Source organism: Nocardiopsis sp. NPDC006198 (assembly GCF_040613895.1).
GTDB lineage: Bacteria > Actinomycetota > Actinomycetes > Streptosporangiales > Streptosporangiaceae > Nocardiopsis > Nocardiopsis tropica.
The window spans coordinates 100,690-118,884 of sequence record NZ_JBEXSY010000001.1; the positions used below are offsets into that span (position 1 = coordinate 100,690).

Consider the following 18,195-nt stretch of genomic DNA (forward strand, 5'->3'; position numbering starts at 1 on the left):
TGGTCTGTAACCCAGCAGACACGGAAGTGATCTACGTGCTGAAACGGTCTGTGTCGGCGATCTGCTCCGATCACGACGCCGACTGGATCAGCAAAAAATGGAACGCATTCCGGTCCACCACGAAGAGGGGAAGCCTCCATGATCTCCGCGATGCAGACCGAACCCCTGGGGTTGCACCACGTCTTCGAGCGGGCCGAGGCGGTCTTCGCCGACCGCGAGGTCACCGGTCGGGAACCCGGAGGAGTCCGCGGACTGGACTACGCCGAGCTCTTCGCCGGGGCCCGCGGGCTCGCCGAGGACCTGGAGGGGCTCGGACTCCGACCCGGCGACCGGGTCGCCACCTACGCCTGGAACACGCTGGACCACATGCGCGCCTACATCGCGATCCCCGGGGCGGGCATGGTCATGCACACGGTGAACATCCGCCTCGGCGCCGACGAGGTCGCCTACACGCTCGCGCACGCCGGAGACCGCGCGGTGCTCGTGGACGGCTCCCTGTGGGAGGCCTGGTCCGCCGTCGACCTCCCCGACACGGTCGAGCACGTGCTCGTCATGGGGGAGGCCCCCGAACTCCCCGCCGTCCAGGGCGGCGCGGCCGTGCACCGGCTGGAGACCCGGCCGGTCCCCGAGCGGCGGGGCTGGTGGCGCCCGCGCGACGAGAACGAGGCCGTGGGCATCTGCTACACGTCCGGCACCACCGGCCGACCCAAGGCGGTCGTCTACAGCCACCGGTCGGTCTACCTGCACGCGCTCACGCTGTGCGGGACCGACGCGTTCGCCATCGGCCACCACGACGTGGTGCTGCCGGTCGTGCCGATGTTCCACGCGAACGCGTGGAACCTGCCCTACGCCGGCCTGGTGGCGGGGGCCGGGCTGGCGTTCCCCGGACGCCACCTGGACCCGCTCGGCCTCACCGGGTTCATCCGGGACTCCCGGGCGACGTTCGCCGCCGGCGTCCCCACCGTGTGGGCCGCCGTGGTCAGGGCGCTCCAGGAGGGGCGGGCGCCAGGAGACGCGCTGGCGACCATGGACCGGATCGTCATCGGCGGCTCCTCCGCCCCGGAGAGCCTGCTCGACGCGCTCACCGGTCTCGGGATCCGGCCCGTCCACGCCTGGGGCATGACCGAGTGCTCGCCGGTCGGATTGGTCGCGTCGGAGCCGTGCACCCCCGACGGGGCGGTGCGTTCGGCCGCCCGGCGCACGCAGGGCCGACCCCTGCCGGGCCTGGCCGTGCGCTCGTCGGCGGAGGGGCGCGAGGCCGCCCGCGACGGCGCCGCGGTGGGGGAGCTGGAGATCAGCGGCCCCTTCGTCGTCGACCACTACCACGCCCCGGAGAAGGACGACAGCGCGTCCTTCGCCGCTTCCCCCGACGGGCGCCGCTGGCTGCGCACGGGGGACATGGTCACGGTCGACGCCCGGGGATACGTGACCCTGGTGGACCGCGCCAAGGACATGGTCAAGTCCGGAGGGGAGTGGATCTCCTCGGTCGACCTGGAGAACAGGCTGGCCGCCCACCCGCGGGTGAACGAGACCGCCGTCATCGCGGTCCCCGACGAGGTCTGGGGAGAGCGGCCCGTCGCCGTCCTCTCGAGCACGGACGGTGAACCGATCGACCCCGACGAGCTGCGGAGCTTCCTCGGGGCGCAGGTCCCGCGCTGGCAGCTGCCCGACCGGTTCGTGGTGGTGGACGAGGTGCCCAAGACCGGCGTGGGCAAGTTCGACAAGAAGCGGATGCGCGCGGAGTACGGCCATGGGCGCTGAACCGGCGGGAGGCCCCGCCCCCGGGGCCCGCACACGGTGGCGGGAGTGCCGCGAACCGGCCGTTACCCTGTCATCGACGACCGAGCGTGCTAGGAGGTCTCCTCAGTGGCGATGATCGACGGTGAATCGGCCGCTGATTCCAAGGGCACGGTCAACGCGGTGCTCCGTGCCTGCCGGCTCCTGGAGTGCTTCACCCACGAACGGCCCGCGCTCACGCTCGGTGAGCTGGCGGAGCGGACCGGCCTGAACAAGGCCACCACGCACCGCCTCCTGGCCACGCTGGTGCAGGCCGGCTGGGTCAGCCAGCGCGCGGACGGCGCCTACAAGGTCAATATGAGGCTGTTCGCGGTGGGGTCCGTGGCGCTGGCCGAGCTCAATCTGCGCGACGAGGCCGCACCGCTGCTGCGGGACCTGTCCGCGCGCTTCGGCCACACCGCCTACCTGATGGTGCCCTCCGAGGACGGGGCGGTCTGCATCGACCTCGTCGAGGGCGCCGGGCCGCTGACCGTCAAGCAGATCACCGTCGGCAGTGTGCTGCCCTTCCACACGGCGGCGGGGCCGATGACGATGCTGGCCCACTCCTCCGCGCTGCGGGAGCGGTGGCTGTCCCGGCCGCTGCGCAGGTACACCCCGCACACCCTGACCGACGCGGAGGTCCTGCGGGGTGAGCTGAAGAAGATCGCGTCCGAGGGCTACACCGTCAGCGACGAGGACTTCCTCCAGGACGTGGGCGCCGTGGCCGCCCCCGTGTTCGACTCCTCCGGGGACCTGGCGGCCACGGTGAGCCTGGGCGGCCCGGCCACGCACTTCCGGGGCACGGGCCTGGTCGGCGTCATCGCGGCCGTCCGCGAGGCGGCGGCCGAGCTGTCGCACCAGCTGGGGGCCCAGGGGCGGGTCCCCGCCGAGGGCTGAGGGTCCCGGGGCGGCTCCGGCTCCCGGGCGCGGGACGCCGTACAGCGGGGCGCCCCCGCAGCCGGAGCCGGCCTTCCCGGGAGCGGGACGCTACCGGGAGCTCCGGTCCCCGGGGCGCTCCCCGGCCCCCTGGCCGGTCGCGGCCCGGACGAGGGGGACCAGCTGTGCCTCGACGGCGTCCAGAGCGGCGGTGGTGCGCCGGGCCCGGCACATCGCGACGGCTCCCTCCGCCGCGGCGACGGTGAGCGCCGCCAGTTGCTCGGCCTGCTCGGGCTGTGCTCCGTGCTCGCGGAGCGAGGCCGACAGCAGGCTCTGCCAGGAGTCGAAGGCCTCGGCCGCCGCCTCCAGGGCCGCGGGCCGCTCCCCGGCGGGCGGCTCCTCGACGGACACGGCCAGGACGGGGCAGCCCGTCCGGTGGTCGCTGTCGCGGAGGAGTGTGCGCCACAGGTCCAGGTAGGAGCGCAGCCCGGCCACGGGCCCCTGGCGCAGGGCGCGCCGCAGGCCCGCGGCGACGGTGTCGCCGGCGTGGCGCACGGCCTCGGCCGCCAGCTGGCCCTTGCCGCCGGGAAAGTAGTGGTAGGTCGAACCCAGCGGCGCACCGGCGTGCTTGGCGGTCTCCCGGATGCTCGTGGCGTTGAGTCCGCGGCGGCCGAGCATCTCGGCGGCGCCGGCCACGATCCGCTCCCTCGGGGAAAGATCGTTCGTGCTCACGTGGGAAACCTCCCGGCTCGTCACGGCAGCCGTCACAGCCTACTCCGCCTCCCTCGCGGGGCGCTCCGCTCCGCCGGAGCGCCCCGGGACCTCCTACGGTGCGGGTTCGGAGGCCAGGAGCGGGTCGCGGCGCAGCACGAGCTTGGTGGTGCGCCGCGCGTAGGCCTGCGGGGCCTGCTCCCAGTCGGCGGTGAGCGTGGTGACCCGTTCGGCCTCGAAACCGGTGCGCTCGACGAAGTCCAGCAGTTCCCGCAGCACCGCGCGGGGGTGGGAGACCCCCAGGCGCAGGGTGGAGTCGTTGGCGTACATCTGCATGAGCGGCACCCGGGTGGCCGGGGCGACGTAGTAGCCCACGGCCGTGCACACCCCGCCCGGGGCCAGGGCGCGCACGGCCCGCTGCAGGCCGCGCGAGTTCGAGGTGGCCTCCACCGTGACGTCGTAGCCGCCGCAGCGGGGCCGGGTTCCGGGATCGTTCAGTGGTCGGGTCCGGGCGCCGAAGGACTCGGCGATGGCGCGTCGGCCGGGGGAGTCGTCGAAGTAGTCGACCTCACCGGCGCCCAGGGCCACGGCGAGCCCGGCCGCGTACAGGCCGATGCTCCTGGCGCCCCCGCCCAGGACCAGCACCGTCCCGCCGGGGCGCGCCGCCAGGGGACCGGCGACCGTGCGCCAGGCGTCGGCGAGGTTGTCGCTCGCCGCGGCCACGCGCGCGGAGGGCACGCCGTCCGGGACGGGGACCAGCATGTGGTCGGCGAAGGGGACCCGGAAGGCGTCGGCGACCATGCCGCCCCACTCCCCGCTGGCGGGGCCGAACCCGTAGGCGGCGAGGGTGGAGCGGGCGGTGGTGGCGCATTTGGAGGTCAGCCCGCGGCGGCACCGCTCGCAGGTGCCGCAGGAGACCGACCAGGGCACGACGACCCGGTCGCCCGGACGCACGGCCCGCACGTCCGGGCCCGTTTCCAGGACCTCGGCGACGCATTCGTGGCCGATCCCGAAGGGCCCCTGGAAGGGGACCCGCCCGCAGATGCTCCCCACCACGGGGTCGACGGCGCCCAGGGCCATCCCGGCCTGCATGGCGCGGGAGACGGGCCGGTGGACGGGCAGGGTGTCGCCGTCGCAGCGGCCGGCCAGGAAGGGCCGCACGATCGCGTCGGTCCCCCCGCTCAGTGCCGGGGCCGGGCGCTCGCCCCACTCAAGCACCCCTGAACGGCGGAAGAGCAGCTCCCGCACGGTGGTCTCGCGGGCAGGGCTGTGGTGCATGGACGCCTCCGGGGCGGCAGGGGAGAGCCTGGGCTTATAACGAACGTTATAACAGTGGGCGGCGGCCCCCGACACGGAGGGCCCGAGCCCCGGGGAACACGCCCGGCGGCACGGGCGGAGCGCCTCAGCGCGGGAGGTCGTCCCGGTGCTCCCCGGCCCCCGTACCGGCCCCGTCCCGTTGTGCGTCGGCGCCCGCCGCCTCGCGGGGCCGGGCGGCCGAGGAGAGGAGGCCGGCGACGGCGACGAAGACCAGGGGCACGATCAGGGCCCCGCGCAGGCCGTACGCCTCGCCCAGGAATCCGAGCACGGGCGGGCCCACCAGGAACGCCACGTAGCCGAGGGTCGCCACCAGCGCGACCCGGGCCGCGGAGTCGGGCCCGGAGTCGCCGGCCGCGGACAGGGCCACGGGGAAGCCCAGCGACGCCCCCAGCCCCCACAGGACCACGGCCGCCGCGGCCAGGACCTGGCTGTCCGCGCCGGCCACCAGCCCCATCCCCACGACCCCGGCCACAGCGCTGGCGGCGAGCACCGCGGCCCGGCCGAAACGCGCCAGGAAGTACCCGCCGGCGAAGCGTCCGACCGTCATCGAGGCGGCGAACACGGCATAGACCATCGACCCCGCCGCCGGGTCGAAGCCGTGGCCGTCGACCATGATCAGGGGCAGCCAGTCGTTGGCGGTGCCCTCTGCCAGGGCCATCGCGAGCACGATGACGCCGATCAGGACCAGGCCCGTGTCCTTCCACAGGGCGCGTCCCGGGCCGGTGCCGCGGTCGTCGGCGCGAGGGTGCGCCCTGCCGGTGCCGGCGGGGACGGAGCCGAGGACCGCGGCCGAGGCGGCCAGGGCCAGGAGGCCGACGATCCCCAGGTGCCACGCGACGGGGAAACCGGTCGCGGTGAACGCGATGCCGGCGACCGCGCCCACCACGGTGCCGAGACTGAAGAAGCCGTGCAGGCGCGGCAGCAGGGGCTCGGACAGGGCCTTCTCCACCTCGGCGCCCTCGACGTTCAGGGCGATCTCCCCGCCGCCCATGCCCAGGCCGAAGAGGAACAGGCCGAGCGCGACCAGCACCGGGGCCGACAGGGCCGCGCCCGCTCCGATGACGGGCATGCTCAGGACCAGGGCGGCGGTGCCGAAGACGATGATCGGCCGGGCGCCCAGGCGGGCGACGAGCGGCCCCGTGGCGAGGATGCCGAGCATCGATCCGGCCGAGAGGCCGAACAGGACCAGCCCCATCTCGGCGGTGGAGGCCCCCAGCGCGTCGCGGATGGCGGGGGTTCGGGTGACCCAGGACGAGATCCCCAGGCCGGGGAGGAGGAAGAGTGTGCACAGCGCGAAGCGCCGGCGTCTCATGGCGGTGTCCACGAAGGGGGTTCCTAGCGGTGGGCCGGGCAGAAGAGTGTACAAAAGTACACACTTTATCCGAGGGTCACCACGGGGCCCGGACAGGGGTGCGGGCCCGCCACAATGGTGGCGGGAAGGGGGAGGCATGGGCGGATCACGGCGGGTGGGCAACGACCCGCAGCGCAAGGAGCGCATCCTCGCGGCGGCCCTGGAGGTGATCGCCGAACGCGGCGTGCACAGGACCACCCACCGCGCGATCGCCCAGCGGGCCTCGGTACCCCTGGGGTCGCTCACCTACCACTTCGACGGCCTGACGGAGATCCTGGAGCAGGCCTTCGCGCACCTGGCCCGGACCATGGCGCGCTACTACGGCGACAGGATGGCCGCGGCGAACAGCCGGGCCGAGGCGTGCGAGGCCGTGGTCGACCTCATCTGCGGCCCCGGGTACGCCACCCCCGGGCAGTTCGTGCTGCTCTTCGAGATGTACTCCTACGCCAACCACAACGACGCGGTCCGGGAGGCCGCGCGCGCGTGGATGGGCGTCAGCCGCGGCTTCCTGTCCGCGCACTTCTCCCCGGAGGCCTGCCGGGCGCTGGACGCCCTGGTCGAGGGGTGGTCCCTGCACCGGCACTTCGAGCGGGACGGCGGGGGCCCGGACCGCGCCCTGGTCTCGGCGACGGTGACCGCCGTCGCCGAGCGGCTCGGCTGACCCGCGCCGCGTCCTCCGCGGGAGCGCCGACGCCGCGAGGAGGCGTCAGCGCCCCCCGTCCGGTCGCGCCGGGGGCCGCAGCCGGTAGGTCGCCTCGTCGAAGTCGGCGTGCAGGCCCTGCCCGCCCAGGTCCCAGACCCACAGGCCGACGAAGGCGCCCGTGAACCCCATGGTCCGGAGCCCTCCGTCCTCGATCTCCTGGGCGTGCTCGTCCGAGAGCACGGTGGCGTCCAGCCACGGTCCCAGGGGGTTCCACCCCCCGCCGATGTCGCGGCGGAAGCGCAGGCGGGGACCGTCCACGTCCACGCCCAGCCGCGTCCGCCCGCCCGTTCCGGGGGCGAGGACCTCGGTCCCCTCCAGGGTCACCCGCCCCCGGTCGCAGGCCGCCACCCCCAGCACCTGCCGTCCCGCGTCGTCGGCGCTTCGGTACGCGAAGAACCAGTTCCGGGTGTTGTAGTAGGCGGTGAGCCCGGCCAGGTGGCGGGTGTCCGCCGGCCGGTACTCCATGGTGGTCTCGAACGAGCAGTGCGGGGAGCTCATCCGCCGGGCGACCAGGCTCGTGCCGACGAGGCTCTGCGGTGAGCGCCCGCCCCGCACCCGCAGGTGCGAGCGCCGCGCGGCCGTGGTGACCCAGTCCCGGGTCGCGGGGCGGCGCAGCGTGGACCAGTGCGGCCCGAGCACGGTGCCGTCGAAGTGGTCGGTGCCCTCCCCGTGGACGTCCGGGACCGGGTCGCCGCCGCCTGCCTCTCCGGCGGCCCGGGGGACGGCGGGCGCGGGGATCCGCGTTTCCGGCCGCCCGCCGGGTACCCGGGGCCAGCCCTGAGCGGTCCAGGTGACGGGCGCCAGCGCGGTCTCGCGGCCCAGGACGCACGGGCCGCGCCGCCCCAGGGGGCGGGCGACGAGGTAGGCGAGGTAGGTCTCCCCGGCGGGGGTGTCCACCAGGCAGCCGTGCCCGGCCTTCTGCAGGGGCAGGTCGGGCCGGTCGTGGGCGGTGATCAGCGGGCCCTCGGGATCGCGTTCGTACGGCCCGGCCAGGTTCCTGGAGCGGGCGGCGGTGACGCGGTGCCCGTAACCGGTGCCCCCGTCCGCGGTGAGCAGGTAGTACCAGGAGCCGATGCGGCGGATCCGGGGGCCCTCGACCCAGTGCTCCCCCTCCGGGAGCGCGATCCGGACCGGCGGCCCCGCCAGCGTCCGTGCGCGGCGGTCGTAGCGGACGGCCTCCAGCCCCGAGGAGCCCCCGTGGCCGGGGCGCCAGTCGTGCGCCAGGCTCACCAGCCAGCTCTCGTCGCCGTCGTGCAGGAGGGCCGCGTCGAACCCGCGTGCGTGCAGGGGGACCGGGTCCGACCAGGGCCCGTGGATCGTCGGCGCGGTCACGAGGAGGTTGGGGCTGTCGGTGAAGCCGCCGGCGTAGGACGTGACGTTGCTGTAGACGAGGTGGAACAACCCGTCGGCGTGGCTGAGGTCGGGGGCCCACACGCCCCCCGAGTCCGGGCGGCCCGCCAGGTCGAGCCACGGCGGGCCGGGCAGGGCCCCGCCCAGGGGGCGCCACCGCGCGAGGTCGGTGGAGTGGTGCAGGCGCACGCCCGGGTACCACTCGAAGGTGGAGGTGGCGAGGTAGAAGTCCCCGCCGACCCGCAGGACGCAGGGGTCCGGGTGCGACCCCGGAAGGACCGGGTTGAGCACGGTCACCGGTTCGGACGGCATGGGGGGTCCTTTCCGCACCACTGGTTCGGCGGGGCGCTCGGCGCGCCTCCCGCGACCGGGGCGCGGGAGGCGCCCGGTCGGCCGATCCTAGGCCCGCGCGGAGCGGAGGGCGACAGCCGGGGCCGGCGGCCGTGCGCGCCCCGGCCCCCTCAGCGGCGGGGGCGGCCCCGCCCTCCGCCGGGCGCCCAGGGCCCCTCGCACGCCACCCTCGACGCCTCCTCGGGCCGACCGTCCTCCAACAGCCACACGATCACGTGGAGCTGCTCCCGGTAGGCGGTTTCCGCGGACCCGGCCGACGGCCGCCGCCACGCCTCTAGCATGGCCCGTAGCCCGCCCGGACGGCGCGCCGCTGACCGCGGCCACCGCCACCGGCCGTCCCGTGTGACCACCATGGACCTCTCCCTCCGTGCTCGCCCGGAGCCGCCCGGGGCAGCGGCTCCCGGGGATTCTCGCCCACGGGCCCGGAGCTTGCGTTGAGGCCGGACGAAGAGGGGTGCCCAGAAGATGAAGGCAGGACCGATGGGGGTGGCCGACCTGAGCGACCTCGCGCTGCTCGTGGAGGTGATCGAGGCGGGCTCCATCACGGACGGGGCCCAGCGGTGCGGGATATCGCTGTCGGCCGCCAGCGTCCGCATCACCGCGCTCGAACGGCACTACGGGCTGCGGCTGCTCGACCGCCGCCACCGGGGGGTGACGCCGACCCCGGCCGGCGAGGTCCTGGCAGCGAGGGGCCTGGTCCTGCTCGACGGCGCCCGGGACCTGGAGGCGGGCATGGCCGCCCGCGCCCGGGGGCTGGAGAACAGCGTCAGGCTGGCGACCAACAGCTCCGCCGCCGACGCCCTCACCGAGTTCCTCGCCGCCACGCTCAACCGCCTGCCCAACACCGCGGTCACCCTGGTCGAGCTGAGCAGCGAGGCGGCCGTCGCCCACGTCCTCGACGGGCTCTCCGACATCGCGGTCGTCTCCTCGGTGCCCGCGGGCGCGGCCTGCCAGACCCGCCGGCTGTGGGACGACGACCTCGTCGCCGTCGGCCCGGCCTCCTCCCCGCCCCGGAGGCCGCTCCGTCTGGCGGACCTGCTCCGCGAACCCGTGGTCGGCCTCCTGCGGGGGAGTCCTCTGCAGGACCTCGTCGACCGGCAGGCGCACGCGGTGGGGACGGAGCCCGCCTACCGGGTCCGACTGCCCTCGCTCGGGGCCGTCTGCGCCGTGGCCTGCACCGGTGTGGGGTACGCCGTGGTGCCGCGGGGGGCGGCCCGGCGCCACGGTGTCTCTCCCGCGTCCCTGTACGAGTTGGACGAACCGTGGGCGCCGCGGCACGCCGTCCTCGTCGCGGCGGACTTCTCCACCCTCACCGAGGGCACGGCGGCGTTCGTCCACCACCTCCTGGAGCACGGTCCGGCCATGGACGAGGAGGGTTAGGGCCCGCGCCGCTGTCGGGGCGCGGCGGCGGGAGGAGGACGCGGCACAGCGAAACGCACAGGCGCCCCCGGAGGGCGCGCGGGCCCGGCGCGGCGGCCGGTGTCAGTCCTTCCCGGGGAGGGCCAGGAAGAACTCCCGGACGTCCCGGGCGAGCAGGTCCGGCACCTCCATCGCGGCGAAGTGGCCGCCGCGCTCGAACTCCGACCAGTGCCTGATGTCGTACAGCCGCTCGGCCAGCGGTCGCACCGACTGTGTGATGTCGTGGGCGAAGACCGCCACGCCGACCGGTACCGGGCACGGCTCGGTCCGCCGCCGGGCGTCGCGGTGCAGCCGCGCCGAGGAGGCCGCGGTGGCAGTCAGCCAGTACAGCGAGACGCCGGTGAGCATCCGCTCGTCGTCGACGGGCGAGCGGGGGTCGGTCCACTGGGCGAAGCGCTCGGCGATCCAGGCCAGCTGGCCGACCGGCGAGTCGGTCAGCGCGTAGCCGATGGTCTGCGGGGTCGCGGCCTGCAGGGCCTGGTACGGCGGGCGGTTCGCCATCAGGTGCCTGACCTTGTCCAGCCGGGCCTCGTCCTCCTCGGACAGCTCGATGCCGGCGTCCGGGTCCGGCCTGGTCGGCAGGTAGTTGACGTGCACCCCGACGACCTGTTCGGGCGCCACCGCGCCGAGCGCGGTGGAGATGCCCGACCCGAAGTCGCCGCCCTGCGCCCCGTAGCGCTCGTACCCCAGGCGGCGCATCAGCTCGGCCCAGGCCCGCGCGATCCGGACCGTGTCCCAGCCGCGCTCGCGGGTCGGCCCGGAGAAGCCGTACCCCGGGATGGAGGGGATCACCAGGTGGAAGTCGCGTGAGAGCGGTTCGACGACGTCGAGGAACTCCAGGAACGAGCCGGGCCAGCCGTGGGTGAGGACCAGCGCGAGCGCGTCCGGTCTCGGGGAACGGACGTGGACGAAGTGGACGGTCTGGTCCTCGATCTCGGTGGTGAAGTGCGGGAGCTCGTTGAGCCCGGCCTCGTGCTCGCGCCAGTCGTAGCCGGTGCGCCAGTACTCGGCCAGTTCCCGGAGCCGTGCCAGCGGGAAGCCGTAGTCCCACCCGGCGTCGGCGACCTCGTCGGGCCAGCGGGTGCGGGAGAGCCGGTCGGCCAGGTCGTCGAGGTCGGCCTGGGGGATGTCGATGCGGAACGGCTTGATCATGGTCCTGGCTCCGGGGGTTCATTGGCGACATGAATGTTTGGCCACCAAACGTTTGGGCCACGAACGGTAGCACAATCATTGGAGCCACCAACGGTTCGTTAGACTCCAGGCATGGAGAACCCACCGGAGAAGACGCCCGCGGCCTGGGAGGGCACGCCCAGCTGGCTGCTCACCCAGACCGCCCACCACGCGCACCGCCTGGTGGCCGACGGGTTCTCGTCCGTGCGCGCCCGCGGCTACCACTACCGCCTGCTGGCCACGCTGGAGGAGTCCGGCGCGGCCAGCCAGGCCGAACTGGGACGCCGCAGCGGCATCCACGTCAGCGACATGGTCGCGACGGTCAACGAGCTCTCCGACCGCCGGCTGGTCGAGCGGGCACTGGACCCCTCCGACCGGCGGCGCAACATCGTCTCGCTGACCGCCGCCGGCAGGAGGCAGCTGCGGGTGCTGGAGGGGCAGCTGGCCCGGACCCAGGAGGAACTGCTGGCCCCGCTGGGGCCCGAGGAACGGCAGGTGCTGACCGGGCTGCTGGCCCGGCTGCTGGAGCACCACGACCGGCGGAGCGGCGCATCCGGGGAAGCACGGCGCTGACCGGGGCCCGGGCCTCCCCGGAGAAGCACGGGGCCGGTGCCGCGACACCGGTCAGGGCCGTCCGCGCCACCCGCGGGGCAGTGCCCCGCGCTCCACCGCGATCTCGACCCTGTCCTTCTCCACGACCACGACGTCCTCCCACCGGACGTAGCGCTCGTGGCGCCGCAACCACCCCAGCAGATGCCTCCAGGGGGTGGGAGCCTCCAGGGAGTCCCCGAACCCGAAGCGTCCGGCGAGCGCGGAACGCCCCGCGACCAGCCCCAGGACGGTGTACGCGCCCCCGCTGTGTCGGACGACGATGTCCTGGACCGAACCCGCGTCCTTCCCGGTGCAGTCGACGATCCGCAGCCCCAGGAGCGCGCCCGCGCGCAGCCGGCTCACCGCCGCCCCCCGGGGATGCGGCCGATGAGGTGGCGCGCCACCCACGCCTCCAGGGGGCGCATCCCCGGCGGGGCGTCCGTGGACAGCACCGTGGTGGGGGCGAACTCCTCGACGTCGGTGAGCGGGACCCTGGTGGGCGCCTCCTCCGGCGGGCGCATCCGTTCCAGGACCGTCTCCCAGAACCGGCCGAACCGCCCGGCGATCCGTCCGCCGAGGGAGGCCGCGTCGATGATCAGGGCCGTCATGGCCGGCGCCTCCCCCTCCCGCCAGGTGAACTCAACGTCGTCGACCTTGCCCAGGTTCTCGCCCCGGCGGTCGACCACCTGGCGGTCCAGGACGGTGAACCCGATCCGGAAGATCGTTCCGTCCGCCTCGTCGGACATCTCACTGCCCCGCTTTCGTGTAGAGCATGAGGGGGATGGCGGCCACCGACACCACGCACAGCAGCACCAGGTAGACCGAGGCCAGGACGTTGGTGAAGCGCGAGTTGACCTGGTCGCCGAGGTAGCCGCGGTCGTTGGCCACGACGAGGATCGGCAGGTAGGTCAGGGGCAGGGCCGCGGCCGAGAACACCAGGCTGTACTCGGTGACGGTGATGGGGTCGACCCCGGTGAGGACGAAGAGGGTGCCGCTCAGCAGGCTCACCATGATGACGAGGTGGAAGTAGGGGGCGCTCGCCGGCGGCAGTGTCTTCCCCCAGTGCCAGCCGAAGTACTGGGCGACGCCGTACCCCGCCGCCAGGCCCGACTCCAGGGCGGCGCCGAAGGTGGCGGCGAAGAACCCGAGTATCACCACGATCAGTCCCAGCCTGCCCAGGGTCGAGACGACGGGGAGCGCGACCTGTCCCAGGTCGGACACCTGGACCCCGGCGGGCATGAGCAGGACGGCGGCGCAGCCCATGATGGCGAGGGACAGCAGCCCTCCCAGGGGGAGGCCGAAGAAGACGTTGAGGCGCGCGGTGGCCAGATCCTCGGAGGTCCACTTCTCCTCGACCCCGCCCGAGGAGAAGAAGAGGACGGTGTAGGGGGTCATCGCGGCACCGAACAGGGTGATGGCGTAGTACCACCACACGGCCGTCCCCTCGTTCGGCGGCGGGGAGAAGGACACCGCCTCCGTGAGGAGCGCCCCCAGGTCCGGGCCCATCCTCCACAGGGCCACGCCGAACACGACGAGGGCCAGGCCCAGGAGGCCGTAGGTCTTCTCCATGTACGCGAAGGGCAGCCGCCACAGCACGATCCAGACGAGGAACCCGACGACCGGCACCCACAGCAGGTAGTGGATGCCGCTGGCGAGCTCCAGGGCCAGCGCGATACCCCCCATCTGCGCGGACAGGGTGAGCAGGGTGATGAGGTAGGAGGCCAGGAGGTTGACGAGGCCGACCCGGGCGCCGAGCCGTTCGCGCACCAGGTCGAAGGTCCCGCGCCCGGTGGCGGTGACCACGCGGGCGGACATCTCGGTGAACACCATCAGCCCGACCACGCCGACGGGGACGACCCAGGCCAGGGTCATCCCGAAGCGGGAGCCGACCACGGAGTTGGCGACCAGGTCGCCGATGTCCAGGAAGCCGCCGATGGCGGTGAGCAGGCCCAGGGTGAAGGCCGCCAGCCACCTCACGAGAGGGACTCCTCGAGGTCGGAGAGCCCGGACGAAACGGCAAGGAGGGTCTGCCCGGCGGCTTCGACCGCGGCGCTGTCGTCCCTCTTCAGGGCGATGCGCAGGTCGGCGAGCGCGTTCACCGCGGTGTCGCAGAGGGGGGAGAGCTCCGCCCGCAGGGCGTCGGACCCGGCGGTGGGCGGCTGGCGCGTCCCGAAGGTGTCGGCGATCGAGCGGGCGGCGTCCTCGGCGTCCTCGGCGGTGGTCTCCGCGTAGGGGGAGAACGCCCTGTCGCCCCGGTGGATCTCGACGAGCAGGACGCCCGTCCCGACGGCCGAGAGGAGGTCCGTGACGGTCTGCTCGGCGGCGTCCCGGTAGGAGCCGGCGGTCGGGGTCGGGGCCGTGCAGCCGGCGACCAGGAGCAGGAGGACCGCCACCAGGGCCAGGACGGGGGCGGTGGGCTGCGCCGGGGGCCGGCCGGTGCGACCGGGCTCATGGGAGGGCGAACGGGGCTGGAGCACTCCACGACCATAGCCATCGGTGACGGGAGAATCACCCAGCGCGATGGGCGGGGCGTGTCGAGGCGGGGGCGGCACGGCGCCCCGGGACGGTTCCGCTCCCGCGGCTCCCGGTCCTGCGCTCCGGCCGTCCGCCGGGTGACGCGGACGGGGCGGGGGAAGGAGCCGCCGTTCGCGGCCCCGCCCCGGCGGTGTGCCGTTCCCCGGCACACCGCCGGTGCCTCACCCGTCCTGGAGTGAGCGCACGGGGTCCCCTCAGGCGCCGTCGTCCGGGGCGCGCATGGCGTCGGCGATCCAGGCGTAGGGCAGCGTGTCCTCCTCGGGCCCGGTACCGTTGACCACTGTCACCAGGGACAGGTACCGGCCGTGGGTGTCGTCGTAGACGGGGTCCTCGGAGGCGGCGTCCTCCTCGGCGATCTGGCGCTCGATGTCGGGGAGCCGCCGGTAGGCGTCGGCCATCCGGTTGCGGATCTCGGGGGTGAGCGCTGTGTCGGCGGACACCGCCGTGACCGCCTCCATGAAGCGCGTGACCACCGCCTGCGCCCAGGGGGATCGGGGGGACTCACCGGCGCGGTAGGCGGCGAGGACCGCCTCCACGAGCGGTCCTCCGCTCTCGTAGATGAACTCCTGCATCGGCTCGGTCGCCATGGCCTGCCACTCGTCCGTGGTGTAGGTCTCGTGCAGGTAGGTGCGGACCGCGTCGCGGAACGCCGGGTCCCGCACCAGGTCGGCGAGTTCGATCCACGCCTCCAGCTGGGCGGCCGTGGGGTCGGCCGGCAGGATCGGCCGCATCGCGCGCAGCCGGTCGACGAAGCCGTCGGGGACGTCGAGGCCCTCCCCGACGTCGTTCCAGAAGTCGTCGATGGTCTGCTCGCGTTCCTCGTCGGTCATCGAGACGAGCTTGTGCATCAGGTCGGCCTGCGCGGTCGTGCCGCCCTGCCTGATCAGGGTCCGCAGCACCGCCCTCCTGGCCCGCAGGGTGCGCTCCTGGCGCTCGACGATCTCCAGGTGGGTGGTGAGCAGGTCGTGCAGGGTCGTGTCGCCTTCGAGCAGGCGGCGGATCTCGTCCAGGTCGGTGTCCAGATCACGCAGGGTGCGGACGAGTTCCAGGCGGGCGATGGCGTCGACGTCGTACAGGCGGTGGCCCGCCCCGGACAGGTGTGCGGGCTCGACGATCCCGGCGTCGGCGTAGAAGCGGACGGCGCTGACGCTCAGGCCGCTGCGGCGCGCGGCGTCTCCGATGGGGTAAAGCTCGTTGTCGTTCATGGGAGCCACTGTGGTACCTCGAGCAGCTTGAGATGCAAGCCCCCGGGGCGCCCGGATCCGCGCGCAGGCGGCGGAGGGGAGGGGAGGGCTTCGCGTACGGGACACCCCGTCCGGTCGATCGCCTCAGGGGCGGGTCCCGCTCCGCGGCCGCCCGCCGACGGCCCGGGAGGGAACTCGGTGGTTCTCACCGACGCGAACGACCCCATGGGGACGCGACTGTGTCTGTGACACGCCCTGTGCCACGGCGGGCGCCGTTCCGGCGCCGGATCCCGCCCCCGACGCGGCCGGGGCACCTTCCTTCCGTCCTCAGTGGAGATGCCCGTGAAAGACCTGACGAAGTCGACCCGCCGCCACTGGTGGTGGACGCTCTGGGGCCTGCTGGCCGTGTCGGCCGCCGCTGTCGCCCTCTACTCGGCGGAGCCCTACGCTGTCGGGGACGTGGAGCGCAACAGGATCCCGCTCGATCCCGGGGTCGCCTCCCACTACCTCTCCATCGCCGTGCACGCGATCCCCAGCTCCCTGGCGCTGCTCATCGGGCCGTTCCAGTTCCTCACCCGGCTCCGCGCCCGGTACCCGCGTGCGCACCGCGTCGCGGGCCGGGTCTACATGGTCTGCGTGGTGCTGGGGTCGATGGCGGCCCTGTTCGCCGCCGCCTTCTCCGTCAGCGGGTTCTCGGTGCAGGTCGCCTTCTTCATCCTGACGGCGGCCTGGCTCTACACGCTCGTCCAGGCCTTCCGGACCATCCGCCGCGGGGAGGTCCGGCTCCACCGGGTCTGGATGATCCGCAACTACGCGCTCACCTTCGCCTCCGTGAGCCTGCGGATCTACCTCGGTCTCGGGCTGGCGCTCCAGGCGAACTACTTCCCGTCCCTGACCTTCGACGACGTCTACCACGCGAGCGCGTGGGCGTCCTTCCTGGTGAACGTCCTCGTGGCGGAGTACTTCATCGTCCAGCGCGTGCTGAGGTCCGCGGCCCGCCGACAGGGGGCCGCGGGGACCGCCCCCGCGTCGGCGGGGGACGGCCGCCGAGTCCCCGTGGACGCGGTCGGACCGGCCGGGAGCGGTTCCGGGGCACGGGACCGTACCTGAGCCCGCGCCCCTCCCCGTACGCCCGCGGTCGTGCCGCCCCGGGCGGCGACGGTCCGGGGCGGGGACGGGGCTCCGGGCGACGCCCTTTCAGGGCCGAACCACGGCGAAGGCGGGGTCCGGCGCCTCCAGGACGCCGAACAGCGAGCGGAGCACCCCGAGGCCCCCCTCGTGCCCGATGCCCCGGAGGTCCCGGCGGGTGATGGCGCCGACCAGCTGCTGCCTCGTCATGGTGGGTGCCAGGCGCGCCCCCTCGTGGTCCGGCTCGGCGAAGACCGCGTGGTTGAGCAGGGTGGCGGCGAAGCGCAGGTCGCCCTCGCCGACGAGGTCGTCCGCGTGCGAGGGTCCCGCCGATGCCGCCGAGCAGGTCCACCCAGAGCCTCGACTCCTCGATCGGCGGGTGCTCCCACAGGTGGGCGGGGTTTCCGTCGAGCCAGCCGAGGCAGTGCTGGTGGTCGCTCTTGACGTTGTGGCTCAGCGACCCGCAGTAGCCGCGGCCGGCGCACTGCCGGTCCAGGGCGGGAGGAAGCGTGAGCTCCTCCGCGATCTTCCGGGGGGTGAGGCCCCGGTTGATCAGGGGCACCGTCCGGTCGTGCAGGTAGGCGTAGAGGTCGTGCTGCCCGGTCAGGAACCCCGCGATCCGGTCCGCGCCCCGGGTCGGCCGGTGGTGGGTGGCGAAGGCGACGTCGGTGCGGTGGCAGAAGAGCTGGACGGCCTCGGTGAGGTAGCGGGCCCACTGGTGCGCGTCGCGGCCCCGGGCTCCCCGGAGGGGGCGCCGCCGCGGACCGGCCGCGGCGGGGCCGGGGGCAGGCCTCCTCAACCGTCCCCGGGAGGGCCGTCGCGCAGGCGGGTGTTCTCCTCCTCCAGCTCCAGGATCCGACCGATCCCCGTCAGGTTCACCCCCTGGGCCGCCAGCTCGACGACCCGTCGCAGCCGGGCGATGTCGTCGTCGCTGTACATGCGCGTGCCGCCCTCGGTGCGCGCCGGGGCGACCAGGCCCCGCTCCTCGTAGGAGCGCAGGCTCGGTGGTGCGACCCCCGCCATCCGGGCGGCCACGGAGATCGTGTACAGGCCGCGTGCGGTACCCGGCCGCGGTTCTGCCATCAGCACGTCCTTCCTCGCCGAGCCATCGGTGCGCCCTCCGACCCTACCTCCGGGCTTGAGAAAACCTTTATCGGTCACAGTTGTTTATCTCCCGTGTCCTGAGGTATAAAACTTGCGTCACATCGCATCAGGTTTTCTAGTAGGGACAGAGGAGGTTTCCATGATGCTGATGCGTACCGACCCCTTCCGGGACATCGACCGCCTCACGCAGCGGATCCTGGGGGAGGCGTCACGACCGGCCACCATGCCGATCGACGCCTACCGCGAGGGCGATGACTTCGTCGTCTGCTTCGACCTGCCGGGGGTGCGCGCCGACTCCATCGACCTGGAGGTCGAGCGCAACGTGCTCACCGTGACCGCCGAGCGCCCCGACGCCGTGCGCGACCGCGAGGCGGTGGTGGTCGCCGAACGCCCCTCCGGCACCTTCTCGCGGCAGCTGTTCCTCGGCGAGACGCTGCGGACCGACGCCATCCGGGCCGACTACGCCGACGGTGTCCTGACCCTGCGCATCCCGGTGGCCGAGCAGGCCAAGCCGCGCAAGATCAGCATCAGCCAGGGCGACGGCGAGCCTCGCAGCATCGACGCCTGAACCCCCGGCGGCCCGGCTTCGGCCGGGCCGCCCCCTGAGCAGTGTCCGTTCCCCTCTTCTC

19 protein-coding genes and 1 pseudogene are annotated in these 18,195 nt (G+C 74.0%); 7 read left to right on the forward strand and 13 right to left on the reverse strand.

Annotated elements, in window-relative coordinates; translation table 11 throughout:
• The first annotated feature begins 150 nt into the window (after positions 1 to 150).
• Together ABZ234_RS00510 and ABZ234_RS00515 are read left to right on the forward strand one after the other, a co-directional pair.
• The gene (locus ABZ234_RS00510) at positions 151 to 1,761 is read left to right on the forward strand and encodes an AMP-binding protein (protein WP_355010370.1); all 1,611 of its coding nucleotides are present in this window, start codon (positions 151 to 153) and stop codon (positions 1,759 to 1,761) included.
• A gap of 111 nt (positions 1,762 to 1,872) precedes the next feature.
• Complete coding sequence (locus tag ABZ234_RS00515) at positions 1,873 to 2,673, forward strand: IclR family transcriptional regulator (protein ID WP_355010606.1); 801 nt, start codon at positions 1,873 to 1,875, stop codon at positions 2,671 to 2,673.
• 90 nt (positions 2,674 to 2,763) lie between these two features.
• On the opposite strand, the gene ABZ234_RS00520 is transcribed toward ABZ234_RS00515, so the two are convergent.
• From ABZ234_RS00520 to ABZ234_RS00530, 3 genes are all read right to left on the reverse strand, one after another.
• On the reverse strand, positions 2,764 to 3,384 hold the full coding sequence (locus ABZ234_RS00520) for a TetR/AcrR family transcriptional regulator (protein ID WP_344180963.1): 621 nt from the start codon (positions 3,382 to 3,384) through the stop codon (positions 2,764 to 2,766).
• 93 nt (positions 3,385 to 3,477) lie between these two features.
• The gene (locus ABZ234_RS00525; protein ID WP_355010371.1) at positions 3,478 to 4,641 is read right to left on the reverse strand and encodes an alcohol dehydrogenase catalytic domain-containing protein; all 1,164 of its coding nucleotides are present in this window, start codon (positions 4,639 to 4,641) and stop codon (positions 3,478 to 3,480) included.
• A 124-nt stretch (positions 4,642 to 4,765) separates the two neighbouring features.
• Positions 4,766 to 6,178 carry an MFS transporter gene (locus ABZ234_RS00530; RefSeq protein ID WP_355010372.1) on the reverse strand — a complete coding sequence of 471 codons (1,413 nt, stop codon included), beginning with the start codon at positions 6,176 to 6,178 and terminating at the stop codon, positions 4,766 to 4,768.
• On the opposite strand from ABZ234_RS00530, the gene ABZ234_RS00535 reads away from it, so the two are divergent.
• Positions 6,129 to 6,692 carry a TetR family transcriptional regulator gene (locus tag ABZ234_RS00535; RefSeq protein WP_344180957.1) on the forward strand — a complete coding sequence of 188 codons (564 nt, stop codon included), beginning with the start codon at positions 6,129 to 6,131 and terminating at the stop codon, positions 6,690 to 6,692. The two genes, ABZ234_RS00530 and ABZ234_RS00535, sit on opposite strands and share 50 nt — an antisense overlap.
• Before the next feature lie 45 nt (positions 6,693 to 6,737).
• On the opposite strand, the gene ABZ234_RS00540 is transcribed toward ABZ234_RS00535, so the two are convergent.
• On the reverse strand, positions 6,738 to 8,396 hold the full coding sequence (locus tag ABZ234_RS00540) for a family 43 glycosylhydrolase (protein WP_355010373.1): 1,659 nt from the start codon (positions 8,394 to 8,396) through the stop codon (positions 6,738 to 6,740).
• Between the two features lie 504 nt (positions 8,397 to 8,900).
• On the opposite strand from ABZ234_RS00540, the gene ABZ234_RS00545 reads away from it, so the two are divergent.
• Positions 8,901 to 9,815, forward strand: a complete 915-nt coding sequence (locus ABZ234_RS00545; protein ID WP_355010374.1) for a LysR family transcriptional regulator — start codon at positions 8,901 to 8,903, stop codon at positions 9,813 to 9,815.
• A gap of 102 nt (positions 9,816 to 9,917) precedes the next feature.
• On the opposite strand, the gene ABZ234_RS00550 is transcribed toward ABZ234_RS00545, so the two are convergent.
• Complete coding sequence (locus tag ABZ234_RS00550; protein ID WP_355010375.1) at positions 9,918 to 11,006, reverse strand: epoxide hydrolase family protein; 1,089 nt, start codon at positions 11,004 to 11,006, stop codon at positions 9,918 to 9,920.
• Between the two features lie 111 nt (positions 11,007 to 11,117).
• On the opposite strand from ABZ234_RS00550, the gene ABZ234_RS00555 reads away from it, so the two are divergent.
• Entirely contained in the window at positions 11,118 to 11,597 is a 480-nt protein-coding gene (locus ABZ234_RS00555; RefSeq protein WP_352985809.1) for a MarR family winged helix-turn-helix transcriptional regulator, read from the forward strand.
• A 51-nt stretch (positions 11,598 to 11,648) separates the two neighbouring features.
• On the opposite strand, the gene ABZ234_RS00560 is transcribed toward ABZ234_RS00555, so the two are convergent.
• From ABZ234_RS00560 to ABZ234_RS00580, 5 genes are all read right to left on the reverse strand, one after another.
• Positions 11,649 to 11,978 (reverse strand): PRC-barrel domain-containing protein, encoded by a 330-nt coding sequence (locus tag ABZ234_RS00560; RefSeq protein WP_355010376.1) that lies wholly within the window; start codon positions 11,976 to 11,978, stop codon positions 11,649 to 11,651.
• On the reverse strand, positions 11,975 to 12,361 hold the full coding sequence (locus ABZ234_RS00565; RefSeq protein ID WP_355010377.1) for a hypothetical protein: 387 nt from the start codon (positions 12,359 to 12,361) through the stop codon (positions 11,975 to 11,977). The genes ABZ234_RS00560 and ABZ234_RS00565 overlap by 4 nt, the downstream gene beginning before the upstream one ends.
• 1 nt (position 12,362) lies before the next feature.
• The gene (locus ABZ234_RS00570) at positions 12,363 to 13,592 is read right to left on the reverse strand and encodes a divalent metal cation transporter (RefSeq protein WP_352985806.1); all 1,230 of its coding nucleotides are present in this window, start codon (positions 13,590 to 13,592) and stop codon (positions 12,363 to 12,365) included.
• A complete protein-coding gene (locus ABZ234_RS00575) occupies positions 13,589 to 14,092 on the reverse strand; it encodes a hypothetical protein (protein WP_355010378.1) in 504 nt (167 codons plus the stop codon). Before ABZ234_RS00575 ends, ABZ234_RS00570 begins: the two co-directional genes overlap by 4 nt.
• 252 nt (positions 14,093 to 14,344) lie before the next feature.
• Positions 14,345 to 15,355 (reverse strand): MerR family transcriptional regulator, encoded by a 1,011-nt coding sequence (locus tag ABZ234_RS00580; RefSeq protein WP_330158124.1) that lies wholly within the window; start codon positions 15,353 to 15,355, stop codon positions 14,345 to 14,347.
• 321 nt (positions 15,356 to 15,676) lie between these two features.
• Here ABZ234_RS00580 and ABZ234_RS00585 point away from each other — a divergent pair, with 321 nt between their 5' ends.
• The gene (locus ABZ234_RS00585; RefSeq protein ID WP_355010379.1) at positions 15,677 to 16,444 is read left to right on the forward strand and encodes a DUF2306 domain-containing protein; all 768 of its coding nucleotides are present in this window, start codon (positions 15,677 to 15,679) and stop codon (positions 16,442 to 16,444) included.
• A gap of 87 nt (positions 16,445 to 16,531) precedes the next feature.
• On the opposite strand, the gene ABZ234_RS00590 is transcribed toward ABZ234_RS00585, so the two are convergent.
• The 3 genes and pseudogenes from ABZ234_RS00590 to ABZ234_RS00600 form a co-directional block, all read right to left on the reverse strand.
• Positions 16,532 to 16,672, reverse strand: a complete 141-nt coding sequence (locus ABZ234_RS00590) for a hypothetical protein (RefSeq protein ID WP_355010608.1) — start codon at positions 16,670 to 16,672, stop codon at positions 16,532 to 16,534.
• Between the two features lie 42 nt (positions 16,673 to 16,714).
• Positions 16,715 to 17,024 (reverse strand): annotated as a pseudogene (locus ABZ234_RS00595) (alkyl sulfatase dimerization domain-containing protein); the annotation flags it as partial.
• 233 nt (positions 17,025 to 17,257) lie between these two features.
• Positions 17,258 to 17,545, reverse strand: coding sequence for a MerR family transcriptional regulator (locus ABZ234_RS00600; protein WP_355010380.1), 288 nt, complete (start codon positions 17,543 to 17,545; stop codon positions 17,258 to 17,260).
• Between the two features lie 160 nt (positions 17,546 to 17,705).
• On the opposite strand from ABZ234_RS00600, the gene ABZ234_RS00605 reads away from it, so the two are divergent.
• Positions 17,706 to 18,134, forward strand: a complete 429-nt coding sequence (locus ABZ234_RS00605; protein WP_355010381.1) for an Hsp20/alpha crystallin family protein — start codon at positions 17,706 to 17,708, stop codon at positions 18,132 to 18,134.
• The last annotated feature ends 61 nt before the right edge of the window (positions 18,135 to 18,195 follow it).